The organism is Exiguobacterium sp. s75 (assembly GCF_018617145.1).
Lineage (GTDB): Bacteria > Bacillota > Bacilli > Exiguobacteriales > Exiguobacteriaceae > Exiguobacterium > Exiguobacterium profundum.
This window is the reverse complement of sequence record NZ_JACSJQ010000001.1, coordinates 92,754-107,296: the sequence shown is the minus strand read 5'-3', so window position 1 is coordinate 107,296 and position 14,543 is coordinate 92,754. Positions and strand designations below refer to the sequence as shown.

Genomic DNA, 14,543 nt, shown 5'->3' with positions numbered 1-14,543 from the left:
TATTTATAATCATTACAATCTTGATATTAATTAAAGATTAGAATGATTACAAATAAAAAGCTCGTGAATCACGAACTTTTTTTCATATGTCTCTTTTGTTTGGATTTTTCACGTTGATGGAGCGTCACGACGAAAAATGCTGCCAAGATACCGCCTAGGGACCCCGCGATGATGTCGACCATCGTATCGTCATTCCCGTTCCCTTGCATCGTCGTGTTCAGGACGACGTCAGATGTGAATTCATACATTTCCCAAAGTGCCGCCCCAGCCATGGAAAAGACGACAATGTATACGAACAAAAATCGTTTCGGGATCTCGGTCCGAATGTCATCATCGAGCCTACTGAAGAAGTCGAATCCAAGGAATGCGAGAAAAATTCCGCTTAAGAGATGAAGGAACGTGTCCCACCAACCATTCCCGTATAGTCCGACAATCGAGCCTAAATACTGGGAGGCAAACAAGAACAGGATATACGCCACCTTCATCTTGCCGTCAAGTTCTGTTTTAAACGTCTTTTCAATGAAGAACGGGATGAGCCCGGAAATGATTCCGGCCCCCGCCACACTCGCATCGAACCATAATTCTTCAATGATAGATGTGACGAGTATGATTGCCATGAACAAGACGAATCCAAATTCGAGGATACGTCCTTTCGTGAGCTTCATAATACTTCGCCTTCTTTCTAGTTTGTTCTCTATATGCTCTATTCCCAACTCTCAATCATGTTCAACCACACAATTGAATTTAGTTGGACTCTCTTGCCATTCACGAACATACGTTCTATAATTAATATTATGAATTCGAGGTGGAACTTGCTATGCCGATCAATCCGTATCTCAACTTTAATGGGAATTGTCGAGACGCCGTGAACTTCTATGCCGATGTGTTCAATCACGCCGCTCCAGACATCATGACGTTCGGTGACCAACCTGGTCCAGACGGTCAACCGGTGCCGAGTGAAATGGCTAATCTCGTGCTGCATACCCGACTATCGATTCACGGCTCATCGCTCATGTTTTCTGATGCGATGCCTGACGGACCGGTCACATTCGGTGACAATGTCACGCTCGCTGTCGTCACAGACGACCTCGAGGCCATCCATCGTGAGTTCGAGGCGCTCTCTGTGAACGGACGTGTCTTGATGCCGCTTCAAGAGACGTTTTGGAGCAAGGCGTACGGCATGCTCGAAGACCAGTTCGGCGTCCAGTGGCAGTTCAGCCACGAAGCATGATCATCCAAAAGATCTTATTCACATTCTCTTATGATGAGGTCTTTTATTCTTTTCAAGATTAGCTTCCCCACAGAGAATACTTTCAAGGAGATGAACTAAACTAATGAAAGAAGAGAATCCTGAACAATTAAATATTCCTATTTGGGCATATGAAGCAATCGAAATAGAAGATGCCAATGTGCAATGGAAAGCTCAAGGTCTACGTGAAACAAGAGAGTTGTCCGACTTACTTTCAAAGTTTGATATTAAAGGAGCAGAACATATAGGTAGTACAGCGGTTCCCGGTCTACCTGCAAAACCAATTATAGATGTGATGATTCGTATCGAATCGTTTGACATGATGAATGCGATTGTTGATACTTTAACCGCATACGGTTGGCACTATGTACCACCAGAATTGGATGGAAAGCCCTGGCGCAGATTTTTTGTGAAAGTGAAAAATGATAAACGAGTTGCTCATTTGCATCTCATGAAAGGCACAGAAAAACGGTGTGAAGAACAGATTGAATTTCGAGACAAGTTACGGGAATCTCCTTTACTCGCGAAGGAGTACGGGCTTCTAAAAAAGCAATTAGCAACTGAATTTCGTGAGGACAGAGAAAAATATACTGAAGCTAAAGCTGAATTTATAAATCGGGCATTAAACTCCTGATATAGATGAAGACCCCATCGCTAATCTACGATGAGGTCTTCCTTATTTTTGGGCTACGAAGAAGATGCGCTCCGCATCCGCTCCTGGTGCACGTTCGGTGAAATCTGATGTGACCGATTTGACGTGGAATCCGGCACCAATCAACCATTGCATATACTGCCCTGGTTCATATGTCCGTTGTTCATGCGTCTCCTCGATCCGTTCATACGTCCCATCTTCAAGCGCGACGAAGAATGTTAAGTCATGAACGACCGACAGCGGGGCTTCTCCCGGGTCGGCAAACCAAATATATGAGCAATCTTCTCCGTTTGACGCATACGTCTTTTGGTTGAAGAGCGTCTGCATCTTGTTCGGAGCATGGACATCAAAGATGAACAAGCCGCCTGGTTTGAGTTGATTGTAGACAGATTCAAACGTATCAATCACGTCCGCCTCGTCTCGCAAATAGCAAAGGGAGTCGCAGAGAATCGTCACCGCATCGACCGGTTCCGGTAACTCCAACTCACGCATATCTTGTTCCCAAAGCGGCAACTCGATTTCGACCTCGAGCGCCTTTTCTTGTGCGACTTCGAGCATTGACTCGGATAAGTCGATCCCCATGACATCGTAATGTTCAGCGAGGCGAATCGTCGCCGACCCGGTCCCGCACCCGACATCCGCGAGTGTCGCGCCATCTTGGACGTGACGACGCACGAAAGCGACCCACTCATCATACGGCGCGTCTTTCATCAACTCGTCGTATACATAGGCGAATCCTTCGTAAGCCATTAGCCGACTTCCACTTCGACGTGTGGCGCGTCAGCCCACAATTTCTCTAGGTTGTAGTAATCACGGTCATCACGATGGAAGATGTGGACGACGACGTTCTCGAGGTCAGCGAGGACCCAACGTGCCGTGTCCATTCCTTCGAACTTGTGGAGTGGTAAGCCGTTTTCGCCAGCAACGTCTTTGATTTCACGTGCGATCGCTTCGACTTGCTTCTCCGAGTTCCCGTGACAGATAACGAAGTAATCCGCGATTGGCGAAATCCCTTCCATGTCGAGTACAACGATTTCCTCGGCACGTTTATCGTCAGCCGCTTTAACAATCAATTCTAATTCTTCTCTTGCAGTCATATTGACCCTCCTAAGGTATATTCACAAAATCGTTATACGTTTCAATCGTCAGTGGAAAAATACGCACCGACTTCTTCAATAAAAATTCAATCGTTTGTTTCAGTGTCGCGACAACCGCCGCTTCGAGCGAACGCTCCACTTCTGCCCGCAACCGGTCGACGCCGGGATAATCCCGATTCGGTTCGATGGCATCAGCCACGAACAGAATTTGGTCGAGCCGAGACATCCCGGGCTCTCCCGTCGTATGATTTCGAATCGCCGAGAGCACCGCGTCATCCAGGTCGTATTGACGGGAAAGTAGAATCGCACCGACCGGCGCATGAAGTAGTTCGTCCCCGTACTCAAGTAGATTCGGGTCTAACCCTTCTTCCACGACGACTCGACGCATTTCTTCGACGTCAAAGTACTTCGCATAATCATGAAGCATCGCAGCAATACGAGCATGTTCGACCTCTTCACCGAATTGAACCGCCATGCGTTCCGCCGTCTCGACGACACCGAGCGTATGGATATAGCGTTTTTCTGGCAGCGTCTGTTTAATCAACTCGTGCGCTTCTTCAAACGTCATACAACTTATGCTCCTTCACATACTCCTCGACTGGCGTCGGGACAAGATATTTGATGGATTTGCCTCGTTTCGCCCGTTCCCGGATGTCCGTCGATGAGATTTCGAGTTGCGGCATGTCAATCGCGCGGACGTCTGCCTTCTCCGGAATCAAATAACGTGTCCCCGGCCGTGCGACCGCACCGAACGTGACAAGACGGATGAGCGTCTCATAGTCATACCAGGATTCGAGCGAAACGAGTGAATCGGCACCAATCAAAAAGTAGAATTCATCATTCGGATACTGTTCGATCAGCCGTTTCATCGTCTCGACCGTATAAGACGGCTCACTCCGTTCAAACTCAATCAAGTTCAACTTGAAGTCGGACTGATTTTGTATGGCGCGTCGCGTCATCTCGATTCGGTGGTCTGCCGAGCTGAACCCGACCTTATGAGGTGGAATCGCAGCCGGCAGGAACCACACCTCATCAAGTTCAAGCTGTTCACGCGCTTGTTCCGCGATTAACAGATGTCCGAGATGCGGCGGGTCGAACGTTCCGCCCATCAAGCCGATCCGGCTCATGGGAGTTTGATTTGGCGATTTTCTTTCTCGGTCGCCTCTTTGTACAAGACGATGACTTTTCCAATCACTTGAACGACTTCAGCCTGTGTGCCTTCAGCTAACTCGCCAGCGACATCTTTCGGCGTGTCCATGCAGTTTTGAAGTACTTGGACCTTAATCAATTCACGTTTTTCGAGTGCGTCCGCGATATCTTTACACATCGCTTCGCTGACTCCATTTTTCCCAACTTGATAGATCGGTGAAAGATGGTGCGCTTCTGCGCGTAAAAAGCGTTTTTGTTTACCTGATAACATAGTATATTATTCCTCCAATAATCCTTCGATTAACTTTTTCCCAACGGTTTCGTCCGGTTTCACGCCCGTCCATTTCTCGAACGAGAGCGCGCCCTGCCCGACGAACATGGCTACACCTGTCACAACTTTGGCTCCGCGACGTTTCGCTTCTTGAAGCATCGGGGTGACAAGTGGACGATATATGATATCACAAATGACCGTGTTTTGTCGTAATCCTTCTAATGAAAGTGGTGTCGATCTCTCGTCCATCCCGACAGAAGTGGTCTGAATGATGACATCATATCGAGAGACGTCCATCTCATCGAACGTCGTGTAGACGACTCCGAACGTGTCGGCGAGCGCTTTTGCCCGTTCCATTGTTCGATTGACAATCGTCACGTCACGCGTCGGGAGAGCTTGGACAATCCCACGAGCCGCTCCTCCGGCACCGACAATCAGGACACGCCCTGTAAAGTCTGTGTATGGCATCAGCGCTTGGACAAGACCTGCCCCGTCCGTATTCGTCCCGATAAGTCGCCCGTCTCGTTTATACACCGTATTGACGGCTCCAGCATGTTTCGCCGCTTCGTCAAGGTCATCGAGATACCGAACGACCACCTCTTTATAGGGAATCGTGACATTGAATCCATCCCAGTCCCCTTCTCGCATTGCCGCAAATAAGGCTGGGAGTTGATCTGGTGTGGCATCGATGGCCTCATAACGCCCGAAAAGCCCAGACGCCCTCAACCACTGCTCGTGCAGTTGGGGAGAGAGCGAATGAGCAATCGGGTGACCGATGACGGCCAGATTCATACGAGCGCCTCGCGAAGTGTGACTGCGACGCCTTTTGGAGCCCATGCTGCGATACGACCACCTTTTCCGTGAATCGCGACCCAACCGAGACCACTGAACACGATATCCGTTTTCACGCCGTCTCGTAAGCTGAACTCATGACGGACGAGTGGCGGTAAGATTTCGAGTGTCTTCTCATTCGGCGGGTTGAGCATCTTCCCAATATGTTGGTCATAGAGCTCATCGGCACGTTCGAGTTTCGTACGGTGTGCTTTCAATTCATTCGACATATAAATGACGAACGATCGCTTATTTCCTTCAAGATAATCTAAACGTGCCAATCCGCCGAAATAGAGCGTCTGTTGCGGATTCAACTGGAACACGTGCGGCTTGATTTCTTTCTTCGGTGTGATCGTCTTCAAATCTTTCGCATCGACATAGTGTGCCATTTGATGACGGTTGATGATTCCTGGTGTGTCGTACAAGTTCGCATCATCGTCGAGCGGAATGTCGATCAAGTCAAGCGTCGTTCCCGGGAAATGACTGACGGTGATGATGGCTTCATCCTCTTCACCGAAACGTTTGATCACCTGGTTGATGAGTGTCGACTTCCCGACATTCGTACAACCGACGACAAAGACGTCTTTGCCTTTGCGGTAGTACTCAATCTTTTCAGCGAGTTCATCGATGCCATGTCCTTTTTTCGCACTGATCAAATGAACGTCGATTGGGTTCAAGCCGAGTTCTTTTGCCTCTGCCTTCATCCAGTTCGCCATCCGGTTCGGGTTGACCGACTTCGGTAACAAGTCGACCTTGTTTCCGACTAACAGTACCGGGTTCGACCCGACTGAGCGTTGAAGACCCGGAAGCCAACTGCCATTGAAGTCGAAAATGTCGACGATTTTGATAACGAGTGCTTCTTTTGAACTGATACCGTTCAAGATGCGCAAGAAGTCATCATCTGATAACTCCACATCTTGAACTTGGTTATAGTGCTTCAATTTGAAGCAACGTTGGCAAATGACAATCTCACGGTCAAGTGCCGATTTCGGTGCATAGCCGACCCCGTTCGGGTCTTCCGTTTGGATGGCTACGCCGCACCCAGCGCAATATCGTTTTGTTTCTTCCATAGTTATACTTACTGCCGTTCAGGTTTCCCCTTCTTCATTCACCGTAGCACCTCGCTGCTACTCCTGAAGCGTTAATTCCGACGCCTTGCTCGCCGTACATGGGCAGCCTCCTTCTTCCTGTGCGTTCGAGGTCTTATTCATCTTTTTTATGTGAATCTTCGGAACGTGGATGCATGGCCTCACCGATTTTTTCAGCGACCGCGACTTTTGCCCGTTGTGCGTCAACGGCAAGTTCTTCCACTTTTTTCGTGATCAATACATACTTCCCACGACGCTTCATATGTGCGAAGACCACTTTTTCGAGCATCCGGTTAAATTTCGTGACGAGTCCGTCCGTTTTGACGACCGGTTGCACATGAATGACATGAATGCCCGCCATGTTCGCCCCGAGAACGTCTGTGAACAGCTGGTCCCCTAAGAAGATGGCTTCCTTCGGCGAGTACCCATATTTCGAGAGTGCCGCTTTAAATCCAGATGGTAATGGTTTTCTAGCACGAGCGACATAATGAAGGCCGAGCGGCTCCGTAAATGTTCGTACACGATTCTCGTTATTATTTGATACGACAATCACATCGAAACCGTATGATTTCACTTTTTCAAGCCACATCAATAAAAGCTCTGGCGCATGTGGGACGTCCCACGCCACGAGTGTATTATCAAGGTCCGTCAAAATGACGCGCACCCCACGGTCTTTCAATTCTTGTAGGTCGATGTCAAACACAGACGCGACGAACTGTTTCGGATAAAGTCGATTAAACACGTAAAATTCCTCCAATTAGCTAAACGATTCAACTACTTATACAAGTATTGATATCCCTTCTATGGTAAACGAAAACCGACCAAACGACTAGTCTATCGTTCGGTCGGAAGAAAATTGACACAAAATTAGTTGGATTTGATTGTCCCGATGACTTCACCGAGTCGAACCGGACCGATCTTTTCACGGTCCATTTGAATCGTATCCTTCTCAAAACAAAGGACGACGGTCGAACCGAACGAGAAGTATCCCACCTCTTCTCCTTTGCCCGCCTGGTCTCCTTCGAGCGTCCACTCAATCGTGTTGACGTTCAAGGCACCGACCATGATATGTTCGTACGTTCCGGCTGGGCTGTCAAAGCGCGTCACGCGACGGTAGTTGCGTGAGAGCGGTCGAACCGTCTCCGTCAATCCGATTTCATTCACCGGCGCCGAACGGTCCCCGAGCTCATAGTGACTGAGCACACGACCAGAGAGCGGTGTGTGGACGCGGTGATAATCGCGCGGACTGAGGTAGAGGACGACGACCGTCCCCCCTGCATAACGTCTTGCTTCTTGTTGAGAACCGAGTAACTCCGCAAGCGTATACGACTGACCTTTCACCTCGAAACGACTGTCTTCTGAAATCGATTCGATGACCGATAACTTGCCATCACACGGTGACACGAGGGTATCGGATGACTCATCAATCGTACGCGCTCCCGGCTTCAAGTGACGAGTAAAGAACGCATGCAGTGATGGATAGGCAGCAAGCGGTTGCTCTGCCTCTTCTACCGCAATGTCATATACTTTTGCAAACGATGGAATCAAGTGACGACTCACATCTGATTCTGCGAAACGCTTGAGGCGTGTGGCGATCCAAGGCGAGGCGTTCAGCTCAAATAACGTTTGGTAGAAACGACGCTTCATTCCTCTTTGGCCTCCTCATTTTTAAAGAACGTCTCATATTGTTGTTCAGAGACCGCTCCTTCAATGCGACCGACCTCTTTTCCATCTTCAAATCGGATGATAGTCGGCGTACCTTCAATCCCATACGTCGTCCATACGTTATGGTCAGCCAAGTTGATGGAGACCGCATCATATTCTTCGATGAGGGGTTCGACATAAGGCTTCACTTGCTCACAGTATTCGCAGCCCGTTTGCCAGAAGTAAGCGACGACTTCACCATCTTGATCTAATTGTTGTTGCAATTCATCTGCTGTGACGGCGTTGACACCATCGTCAGTATTGTTTCCATTTAAAAAGTACAACAAACCGATTCCGATGACGATAATCGCACCGATAATGGCGAACGTGATAAAATTCGCGCGTTTTTCAGGGTTTTTCATATGTGTGATCCTCCTCTATGTTGGATAAAGAAAAAAGACTGACTCATGCACGAGTCAGTTTGATTGTAGACGGCTTACTTCTCTTGTGCAACGTCGCTGATTCCCATGTCTTGATTCAAGACATCGAGAAGTGCAACGAAGATTGTGATGGCCACGCCAAATCCTGTCGCGAGCATCGCGTTGAACTCTACACCATCAACGGCAGAAATGATAAATACCGCTGTATTCGAGAGCACAATCGCCCAGATCAATGTCACTAAATAACGCATTGAACGTCCCCTCCATCTCACAGATGATTCGTAAAAATTCATACGACATTAGTATAGCATTGTTCGAATAGAATATGCGACTTCGATTGTATATTCTTTCCGTCGAATCGAAAAATATGATACGGTCGTAGAAACATCATTGTGAAGAAAAGAGGATGACTGATGTCACGTTATTTAATCGCAGTCGATTTAGATGGAACGTTATTAAGAGATGATAAAACAATCAGCGAACGAAACCTCCGCGCTCTTCAAGCGGCGCGTGAAGCTGGTCATGAAGTCATGATCGCCACAGGGCGTCCAAAGCGCCATTCGATCATGTACTATGAGCAAATGGGATTGACGACACCACTCGTCAACTTCAACGGGGCGCTCGTACATCACCCAAAAGATGCGAATTACGCGGTGACACACCGCCCAATCCCGCTCAAGACCGCCCATGACATCATTGAAGAAGTGGCGGATACGAAAGCACACAACATCGTCGTCGAAGTGACGGACCACGTGTACTTCCAAAAGGACCCGCAAGAGTTCTATAGTCCGTATGCAGAACGTGCGCTCAGCGTCACATCAGGTAACTTGTTGAAACACTTGCAGGACGAACCGACGTCCCTATTGATTCATGCGACAAAAGATCACGTCGAGCACGTCCGCACCCAACTCGACGACATTCATGCGGAGGCGGTATTGAACCGTCAGTGGCGTATGCCCGAACATATGATTGAAGTCATGAGCAAAAACACATCGAAGGCACTTGGGCTTCAAGAGGTCTCGAAGCACTTGAACATTGACCGGAAGCACATTATCGCCTTCGGTGACGAAGAGAACGACCTCGAGATGCTCGACTATGTCGGTACCGGTGTCGCGATGGGGAACGCCATCGACCAATTGAAGAATGTAGCCAACGAAGTGACGGCTTCAAATATGGATGACGGGATTGCCCTCTTCTTAGAAGAGCGACTTGGCATTAAGGCATAACGAAAGAGGCTGGGACATAACTAGCCGGTTTTAAAGATTTTTGATAAAAAGAGGGGTCCGGTCACCGATGTTCGGTGGCCGGACCCCTCTTTTTTGTGATTCATTCATGCATGTTTAGCGACGGAACGTCCCTTCGACGTCCTCTGTCGGCAAGATATTGATCCAAACCGATGGGTCTGCATCTTTACAGATTCGCGTAATCTCACGCACTTCGTGTCGTTGCGCAACCATCATGAGCGTCGCCTTCTCGACTTTCGAGTACGTCCCGATTGCCGGCATGAGCGTGATCCCGCGGAACACGTGTTGATGTAGTTCCTTTGTCACCTCTTCCGGGTGATTCGTCACGATGAAGAGCGTTTGACGCTGTGTATTCGTGTAAATCTCATCGATGACTTTTGACGTCACATACAAGAAGACGATCGTATAAAGCGCTGTCGGCCATCCGAACAAGGCACCTGCTGCGAGGGCGATCATCATGTTCATCAAGAAGAGATAGACCCCAACCGAGTTGTTCGTGAATTTCGCCAAAATCAATGCGACAATATCAAAGCCACCCGTCGAGGCTCCATACCGAATCGTGATCCCCGAGCCGATTGCCAAGAGCACACCGCCAAATACAGCGTTCAAAAGCGGATCGTCCGAGAGAAGCTGCGATTGCGGAAGCAAACGAATGAACAACGTGACCGAGGCGACACTGACCAGCGTATGGATCATCATGTTCCGCCCGAGCATAAAATAACTGACGACGAGCAGTGGTGCGTTCAGAATAAAGAACCAGAGTCCTTCCCCTAGTTCAAGCGGTGTACCCTCTAACAATTTCGTCAAGATTTGGGCAAGACCCGTAAATCCTGTCGAATAGACGCCAGCTGGAATTAAAAATAATGTCATGGATAAGGCAACGAACAATCCTCCGATGATCGAGACAACCCCGATTCGTGTATGTTCTTTAACGGCTTCCGTCAAGCTTCAACTCCCCTTTCTCAAAATAGCTAAGAATCAAGATAACATAGATTATTCATGCTGCATACAGCAAATATGCAGGAAATCCGATAAGTTTTTCACACAAAAACAAGCCGACCGAGGTCGGCTTGTTCGTATGAAACGATTGGTCACGCTTTCACTGTTTCAATTGTAATCGACTCGTTTGCAGGAACTGTCACTGCATTTCCATATACATGGATGGTCACATCTGTACCACTTGTTTGCTTGATTGTCACTTGTTCACGTGATGATGTGACCGTCAAGTGATGGCCGCGCCAGAGCATGTTGAACGAGTAACCGTTCCAATCTTTCGGAATCATCGGGCTGAACGAGAGGTTATCCTCTTGAATGCGCATTCCGGCGAATCCATGAACGATGGACATCCACGAACCGACCATCGACGTGATGTGTAATCCGTCTTCCGTGTCATTGTTATAGTTGTCGAGGTCAAGGCGCGCCGAACGTTGGTACAATTCGACCGCTTTGTCTTCATAACCGACTTCTGCCGCAATGATCGAGTAGACACATGGTGACAAGCTCGATTCGTGAACCGTGCGTGGCTCGTAGAAGTCAAAGTTTGCACGTTTCTGTTCGACCGTGAAGCGGTCACCGAACGTATAGAGTCCTTGGAGGACGTCAGCTTGTTTGATAAAGTTCGAGCGAAGGATGCGATCCCATGACCAGTTTTGGTTGAGTGGAAGATGTTTCGGATCGAGGTCTTTCACCAAAATCTGCTCTTTATCCATGAATCCGTCCTGTTGCATGAACACATCTGGAACGAGATCATCTTTTGGATAGTACATCTTCGTTTGGATGTCTGCCCACTTCGCAAGTTCAGCATCCGTGATGCCGAGTGTCGATACGAGCTCTTCGAGACGTGCAGGTTCTGCCTCTTTCAAGTAGTTGTACACTTCTTGCGTATATTCGAGCGTCCATGCGGCGATCAAGTTCGTATACCAGTTGTTGTTGACGTTGTTGTCATATTCGTTCGGACCTGTGACGCCTAGGATCATATACACGTCTTTGTGCGGGACAAAGTTGACGCGGCTAGCCCAGTAACGCGAGATCTCGACCAATACTTCCAATCCGTATTGTCCAAGGTACGACTTGTCGCCTGTGAAGTTCGTGTAGTTGAAGATCGCATGGGCAATCGCACCGTTACGGTGAATCTCTTCATGCGTGATTTCCCACTCGTTGTGACACTCTTCCCCGTTCATTGTGACCATCGGATAAAGCGCACCTTCCATACCGACATTCTTCACAGCATTCTCTTTCGCCTGTGGCAATTGGTTGTGACGGTACTTGAGCAAGTTCCATGAGACTTCTGGTTTGGCTGTCGCCAAATAGAAGTGCAGGCAGTAGGCTTCAGTATCCCAATACGTCGCACCGCCGTACTTCTCACCTGTGAATCCTTTTGGACCGATGTTAAGACGTGAGTCTTCACCTGTATATGTTTGATACATGTTGAAGATGTTGAAACGGATTCCTTGTTGAGCTTCGATGTCTCCATCGATACGAACATCCGCATCTTCCCAGCGTGCGAGCCATGCTTCCGTCTGTTCAGCGAGAAGTGTCTCAAATCCTTTTTCGAACGCCGCTTCGACACGTGTCATCCCAGCTGACTGCAATGCTTCAATCTCGTGGTCGCGGTTCGTGACGACCGACACATATTTGTAGGCTGTCGCTGTCTCACCAGCAGCTACGTTGACCGTGAACTTGTTGGCAACGAACAAATCTGTCGCTTCAAGCACTTCACAACGAGCACCTTCTACGTCCGCGATCATCGATGCCGTGACATGCCAGTCGAGTTTCTTCGTCTTCGTCGTAACGAAAGCGAAACGTTCTTCCACACCACGGTCGACCGGAAGCCAGAACTTCTCATCGTAGTTCGAGTCTTCGTTGACGACATCGCCATCTAAATATGGCGTGAACTCAATTTTTGCTTCGTAGTTGACAGGTGTGACGTTGTAACGAATGGCCAAGACTTCTTTATCCACGATTGAGAAGAAGCGGACGACTTCCACTTTCGTCTCTTCTGTCCCGTTCATCAAGGTGAACGTCCGTGTGAGGACACCACGCTGCATGTCGAGCTCACGGGTGAAATCTTTCACTTCCCATTTCGCCAAGTCGACCGGTGTCCCATTGATGACCACGCGGAGACCGATGACGTTTGTCGCATTCAACACTTTGGCAAAGTATTCAGGGTATCCGTTCTTCCACCAACCGACACGTGTTTTGTCCGGGTAGTAGACGCCCGCCACGTAGAATCCTTGGTGCGTATCATTCGAGTAATCTTCCTCAAAGTTTCCTCGCATCCCCATATGCCCGTTCCCGAGCGATGTGATGGATTCTGCAAGGCGGTTCTCTTTCGGGTGAAGACCTTCCTCTGTTACTTTCCATTCATCGACTGCAAACAATCGTTTCATCTGTCTGCCACTCCTTTTTCTCTACAAGGCTACCTTCGTCGGACAACTAGTTTATGCAACCGTTTGTCTATGAAAGCGCTGTATTTAATCTCACCTTTCATTTTACACAACTGAAACGAGAATGCAATCGTTTGCATAAAACTTTTTATTTCTTTTTTTCATCACATTTTACAATCAAAAAAACCGCCTCTCATCGAGACGGTTTCAATCAATCTTTCTGTTCATTTTCCGGATTATCACCAAACGCCCCATTCGCTTCGTGCCCTTCGAACGCCAGAGTGTTCCCGTCATTGAATCCTGTGTCCGGTTCATCGAGAATCAAAGCGTAGACTCCGTTCAAAATATCGCCATAAGCGCGGTTGACGTCGTCGTCAGCAAAACCGAGGTCAAGCAATACCCGCTTCACTTCCTGTTCGCCTTCGGTCACACCTGCGAACTTTTGCATCCAGTTCGCGCTCGCTTCTTCCACTTTCGCATCGGTCTTACGTTTGACGAGCGAGATGTCATCTTTGTCTCGCGCGACGACATATAAATCGCGCTCCTCATAGCCTCGTTCGGTCAATTGGTTGATTTTAGCGACGAGAGCCGCCTCATTCTGATAAGTGCCTACAAATCGACTTTTGTTCATCGTTCCTCATCCTTTTGGGTTGTCTGGTTATCAATGGTCACATCGGCTTGCCCGACTTCCCTCACTTTGAGTTCTTCTTTACGGAGCGTTTCGGTCAATGTCTCAATCTCTTCCGTCACACGCTTCCGAACAACAATTTCTTCGACGACGACAGGTCGCTTCACGACGAACGCCCGTTCTTCGATGACTTGAATTCGGAGATGATCCCCTTCGTCAATCGTACGAAATCCCGACCGATTAAAGTCGTAGTCCTCGAGCACATCCTCTGAACCGGCTTTCCTCTCTACATGAACTTGTTCTCTTAAGACCGGAACCTCTATCTCTTGATTGGTTTCTATGATGTAGCGATTGATGACGACTTCACCCGTTTGTACTGCTTGTTTCTCGACGGTCAAGCGCTCCTCGTGCAAGGCAAGCGTCTGTTCTTCCGTCTCCGGTTCTAATTTCATTTTTGGACGGTCGACCTTAAACGATTGGTCGCCACGGTCGGCATCGACGTACAAGAAGAGTCGTCCCTGCTCGATTTCCTGCGTGAAGCGATCCTGTTGCTCCTTCGTGAGCCGCATGCTGCCGATCCAGCGTTCAATCGGTCGCTCGCTCGATGTGACGAGTGAGGCGACCGTACCCGGTTCGTCGGTGACGAGCACATATAACTTCGACTGGCGTCGAACCACGTCCGCGACGTCAGCTCGTTTGACGAGGACGTACATGTCCTCTTCGGCGTAACCTTCTCGTTTCAAATCGACCGTTCGATTGAGCAGCGTTTCCGGCTGATCAAATACTTCTGAGATAATCGCATGTTTCATAGCTTTCGTCCTCCTATGGTGACAATTGGCGAAAAAAAAGATGGTCCCTTAGAGA

General features: G+C 48.6%; 19 protein-coding genes. 3 read left to right on the top strand and 16 right to left on the bottom strand.

Translation table 11 applies throughout. The features are described 5' to 3' along the window. Window positions 1-68: 68 nt before the first annotated feature. Window positions 69-665, bottom strand: a complete 597-nt coding sequence (locus KNO68_RS00575) for a DUF2238 domain-containing protein (RefSeq protein WP_078146465.1) — start codon at window positions 663-665, stop codon at window positions 69-71. Between the two features lie 152 nt (window positions 666-817). Between KNO68_RS00575 and KNO68_RS00570 the strand changes: the two genes are divergently transcribed. Next, on the top strand, window positions 818-1,231 hold the full coding sequence (locus tag KNO68_RS00570; RefSeq protein WP_214685879.1) for a VOC family protein: 414 nt from the start codon (window positions 818-820) through the stop codon (window positions 1,229-1,231). A gap of 103 nt (window positions 1,232-1,334) precedes the next feature. Next, window positions 1,335-1,883: a GrpB family protein gene (locus KNO68_RS00565; protein WP_215111905.1), complete on the top strand. Its 549-nt coding sequence runs from the start codon at window positions 1,335-1,337 to the stop codon at window positions 1,881-1,883. 42 nt (window positions 1,884-1,925) lie between these two features. Here the strand turns inward: KNO68_RS00565 and KNO68_RS00560 are convergent, their stop codons facing one another. From KNO68_RS00560 to KNO68_RS00510, 11 genes are all read right to left on the bottom strand, one after another. Continuing rightward, window positions 1,926-2,651 (bottom strand): class I SAM-dependent DNA methyltransferase, encoded by a 726-nt coding sequence (locus KNO68_RS00560; protein ID WP_078146462.1) that lies wholly within the window; start codon window positions 2,649-2,651, stop codon window positions 1,926-1,928. Continuing rightward, entirely contained in the window at window positions 2,651-2,998 is a 348-nt protein-coding gene (gene rsfS / locus KNO68_RS00555) for a ribosome silencing factor (RefSeq protein ID WP_015881000.1), read from the bottom strand. The genes KNO68_RS00560 and rsfS overlap by 1 nt, the downstream gene beginning before the upstream one ends. Window positions 2,999-3,008: 10 nt before the next feature. After that, window positions 3,009-3,566: a bis(5'-nucleosyl)-tetraphosphatase (symmetrical) YqeK gene (gene yqeK / locus KNO68_RS00550; RefSeq protein ID WP_078146461.1), complete on the bottom strand. Its 558-nt coding sequence runs from the start codon at window positions 3,564-3,566 to the stop codon at window positions 3,009-3,011. Then, window positions 3,556-4,125, bottom strand: a complete 570-nt coding sequence (locus KNO68_RS00545; RefSeq protein WP_078146460.1) for a nicotinate-nucleotide adenylyltransferase — start codon at window positions 4,123-4,125, stop codon at window positions 3,556-3,558. Before KNO68_RS00545 ends, yqeK begins: the two co-directional genes overlap by 11 nt. Next, complete coding sequence (yhbY, locus tag KNO68_RS00540) at window positions 4,122-4,418, bottom strand: ribosome assembly RNA-binding protein YhbY (protein ID WP_015880997.1); 297 nt, start codon at window positions 4,416-4,418, stop codon at window positions 4,122-4,124. The genes KNO68_RS00545 and yhbY overlap by 4 nt, the downstream gene beginning before the upstream one ends. A gap of 6 nt (window positions 4,419-4,424) precedes the next feature. Further along, window positions 4,425-5,210, bottom strand: a complete 786-nt coding sequence (gene aroE, locus KNO68_RS00535) for a shikimate dehydrogenase (RefSeq protein ID WP_078146459.1) — start codon at window positions 5,208-5,210, stop codon at window positions 4,425-4,427. Beyond that, the gene (yqeH, locus tag KNO68_RS00530; protein WP_015880995.1) at window positions 5,207-6,319 is read right to left on the bottom strand and encodes a ribosome biogenesis GTPase YqeH; all 1,113 of its coding nucleotides are present in this window, start codon (window positions 6,317-6,319) and stop codon (window positions 5,207-5,209) included. Before yqeH ends, aroE begins: the two co-directional genes overlap by 4 nt. A gap of 133 nt (window positions 6,320-6,452) precedes the next feature. Continuing rightward, the gene (locus KNO68_RS00525) at window positions 6,453-7,079 is read right to left on the bottom strand and encodes a YqeG family HAD IIIA-type phosphatase (protein WP_015880994.1); all 627 of its coding nucleotides are present in this window, start codon (window positions 7,077-7,079) and stop codon (window positions 6,453-6,455) included. Window positions 7,080-7,204: 125 nt separating this feature from the next. Further along, window positions 7,205-7,984, bottom strand: a complete 780-nt coding sequence (locus KNO68_RS00520; RefSeq protein WP_215111904.1) for a phosphatidylserine decarboxylase — start codon at window positions 7,982-7,984, stop codon at window positions 7,205-7,207. Continuing rightward, on the bottom strand, window positions 7,981-8,403 hold the full coding sequence (locus KNO68_RS00515) for a thioredoxin family protein (protein WP_031421245.1): 423 nt from the start codon (window positions 8,401-8,403) through the stop codon (window positions 7,981-7,983). The genes KNO68_RS00520 and KNO68_RS00515 overlap by 4 nt, the downstream gene beginning before the upstream one ends. 74 nt (window positions 8,404-8,477) lie before the next feature. Next, window positions 8,478-8,672, bottom strand: a complete 195-nt coding sequence (locus KNO68_RS00510; protein WP_074032676.1) for a YjzD family protein — start codon at window positions 8,670-8,672, stop codon at window positions 8,478-8,480. 162 nt (window positions 8,673-8,834) lie between these two features. On the opposite strand from KNO68_RS00510, the gene KNO68_RS00505 reads away from it, so the two are divergent. Further along, window positions 8,835-9,647, top strand: a complete 813-nt coding sequence (locus tag KNO68_RS00505; protein ID WP_214685871.1) for a Cof-type HAD-IIB family hydrolase — start codon at window positions 8,835-8,837, stop codon at window positions 9,645-9,647. 114 nt (window positions 9,648-9,761) lie between these two features. Here KNO68_RS00505 and KNO68_RS00500 read toward each other — a convergent pair whose 3' ends face one another. The 4 genes from KNO68_RS00500 to KNO68_RS00485 all read right to left on the bottom strand — a co-directional run bounded on the left by KNO68_RS00500 (window position 9,762) and on the right by KNO68_RS00485 (window position 14,488). Continuing rightward, window positions 9,762-10,610: a YitT family protein gene (locus KNO68_RS00500; protein WP_215111903.1), complete on the bottom strand. Its 849-nt coding sequence runs from the start codon at window positions 10,608-10,610 to the stop codon at window positions 9,762-9,764. A 146-nt stretch (window positions 10,611-10,756) separates the two neighbouring features. Continuing rightward, entirely contained in the window at window positions 10,757-13,054 is a 2,298-nt protein-coding gene (locus KNO68_RS00495) for a glycoside hydrolase family 65 protein (protein ID WP_078146456.1), read from the bottom strand. A 208-nt stretch (window positions 13,055-13,262) separates the two neighbouring features. Next, window positions 13,263-13,682, bottom strand: a complete 420-nt coding sequence (locus tag KNO68_RS00490) for a YflT domain-containing protein (RefSeq protein ID WP_215111902.1) — start codon at window positions 13,680-13,682, stop codon at window positions 13,263-13,265. Next, window positions 13,679-14,488, bottom strand: a complete 810-nt coding sequence (locus KNO68_RS00485; RefSeq protein ID WP_214758421.1) for a YsnF/AvaK domain-containing protein — start codon at window positions 14,486-14,488, stop codon at window positions 13,679-13,681. The genes KNO68_RS00490 and KNO68_RS00485 overlap by 4 nt, the downstream gene beginning before the upstream one ends. Window positions 14,489-14,543 lie beyond the last annotated feature (55 nt).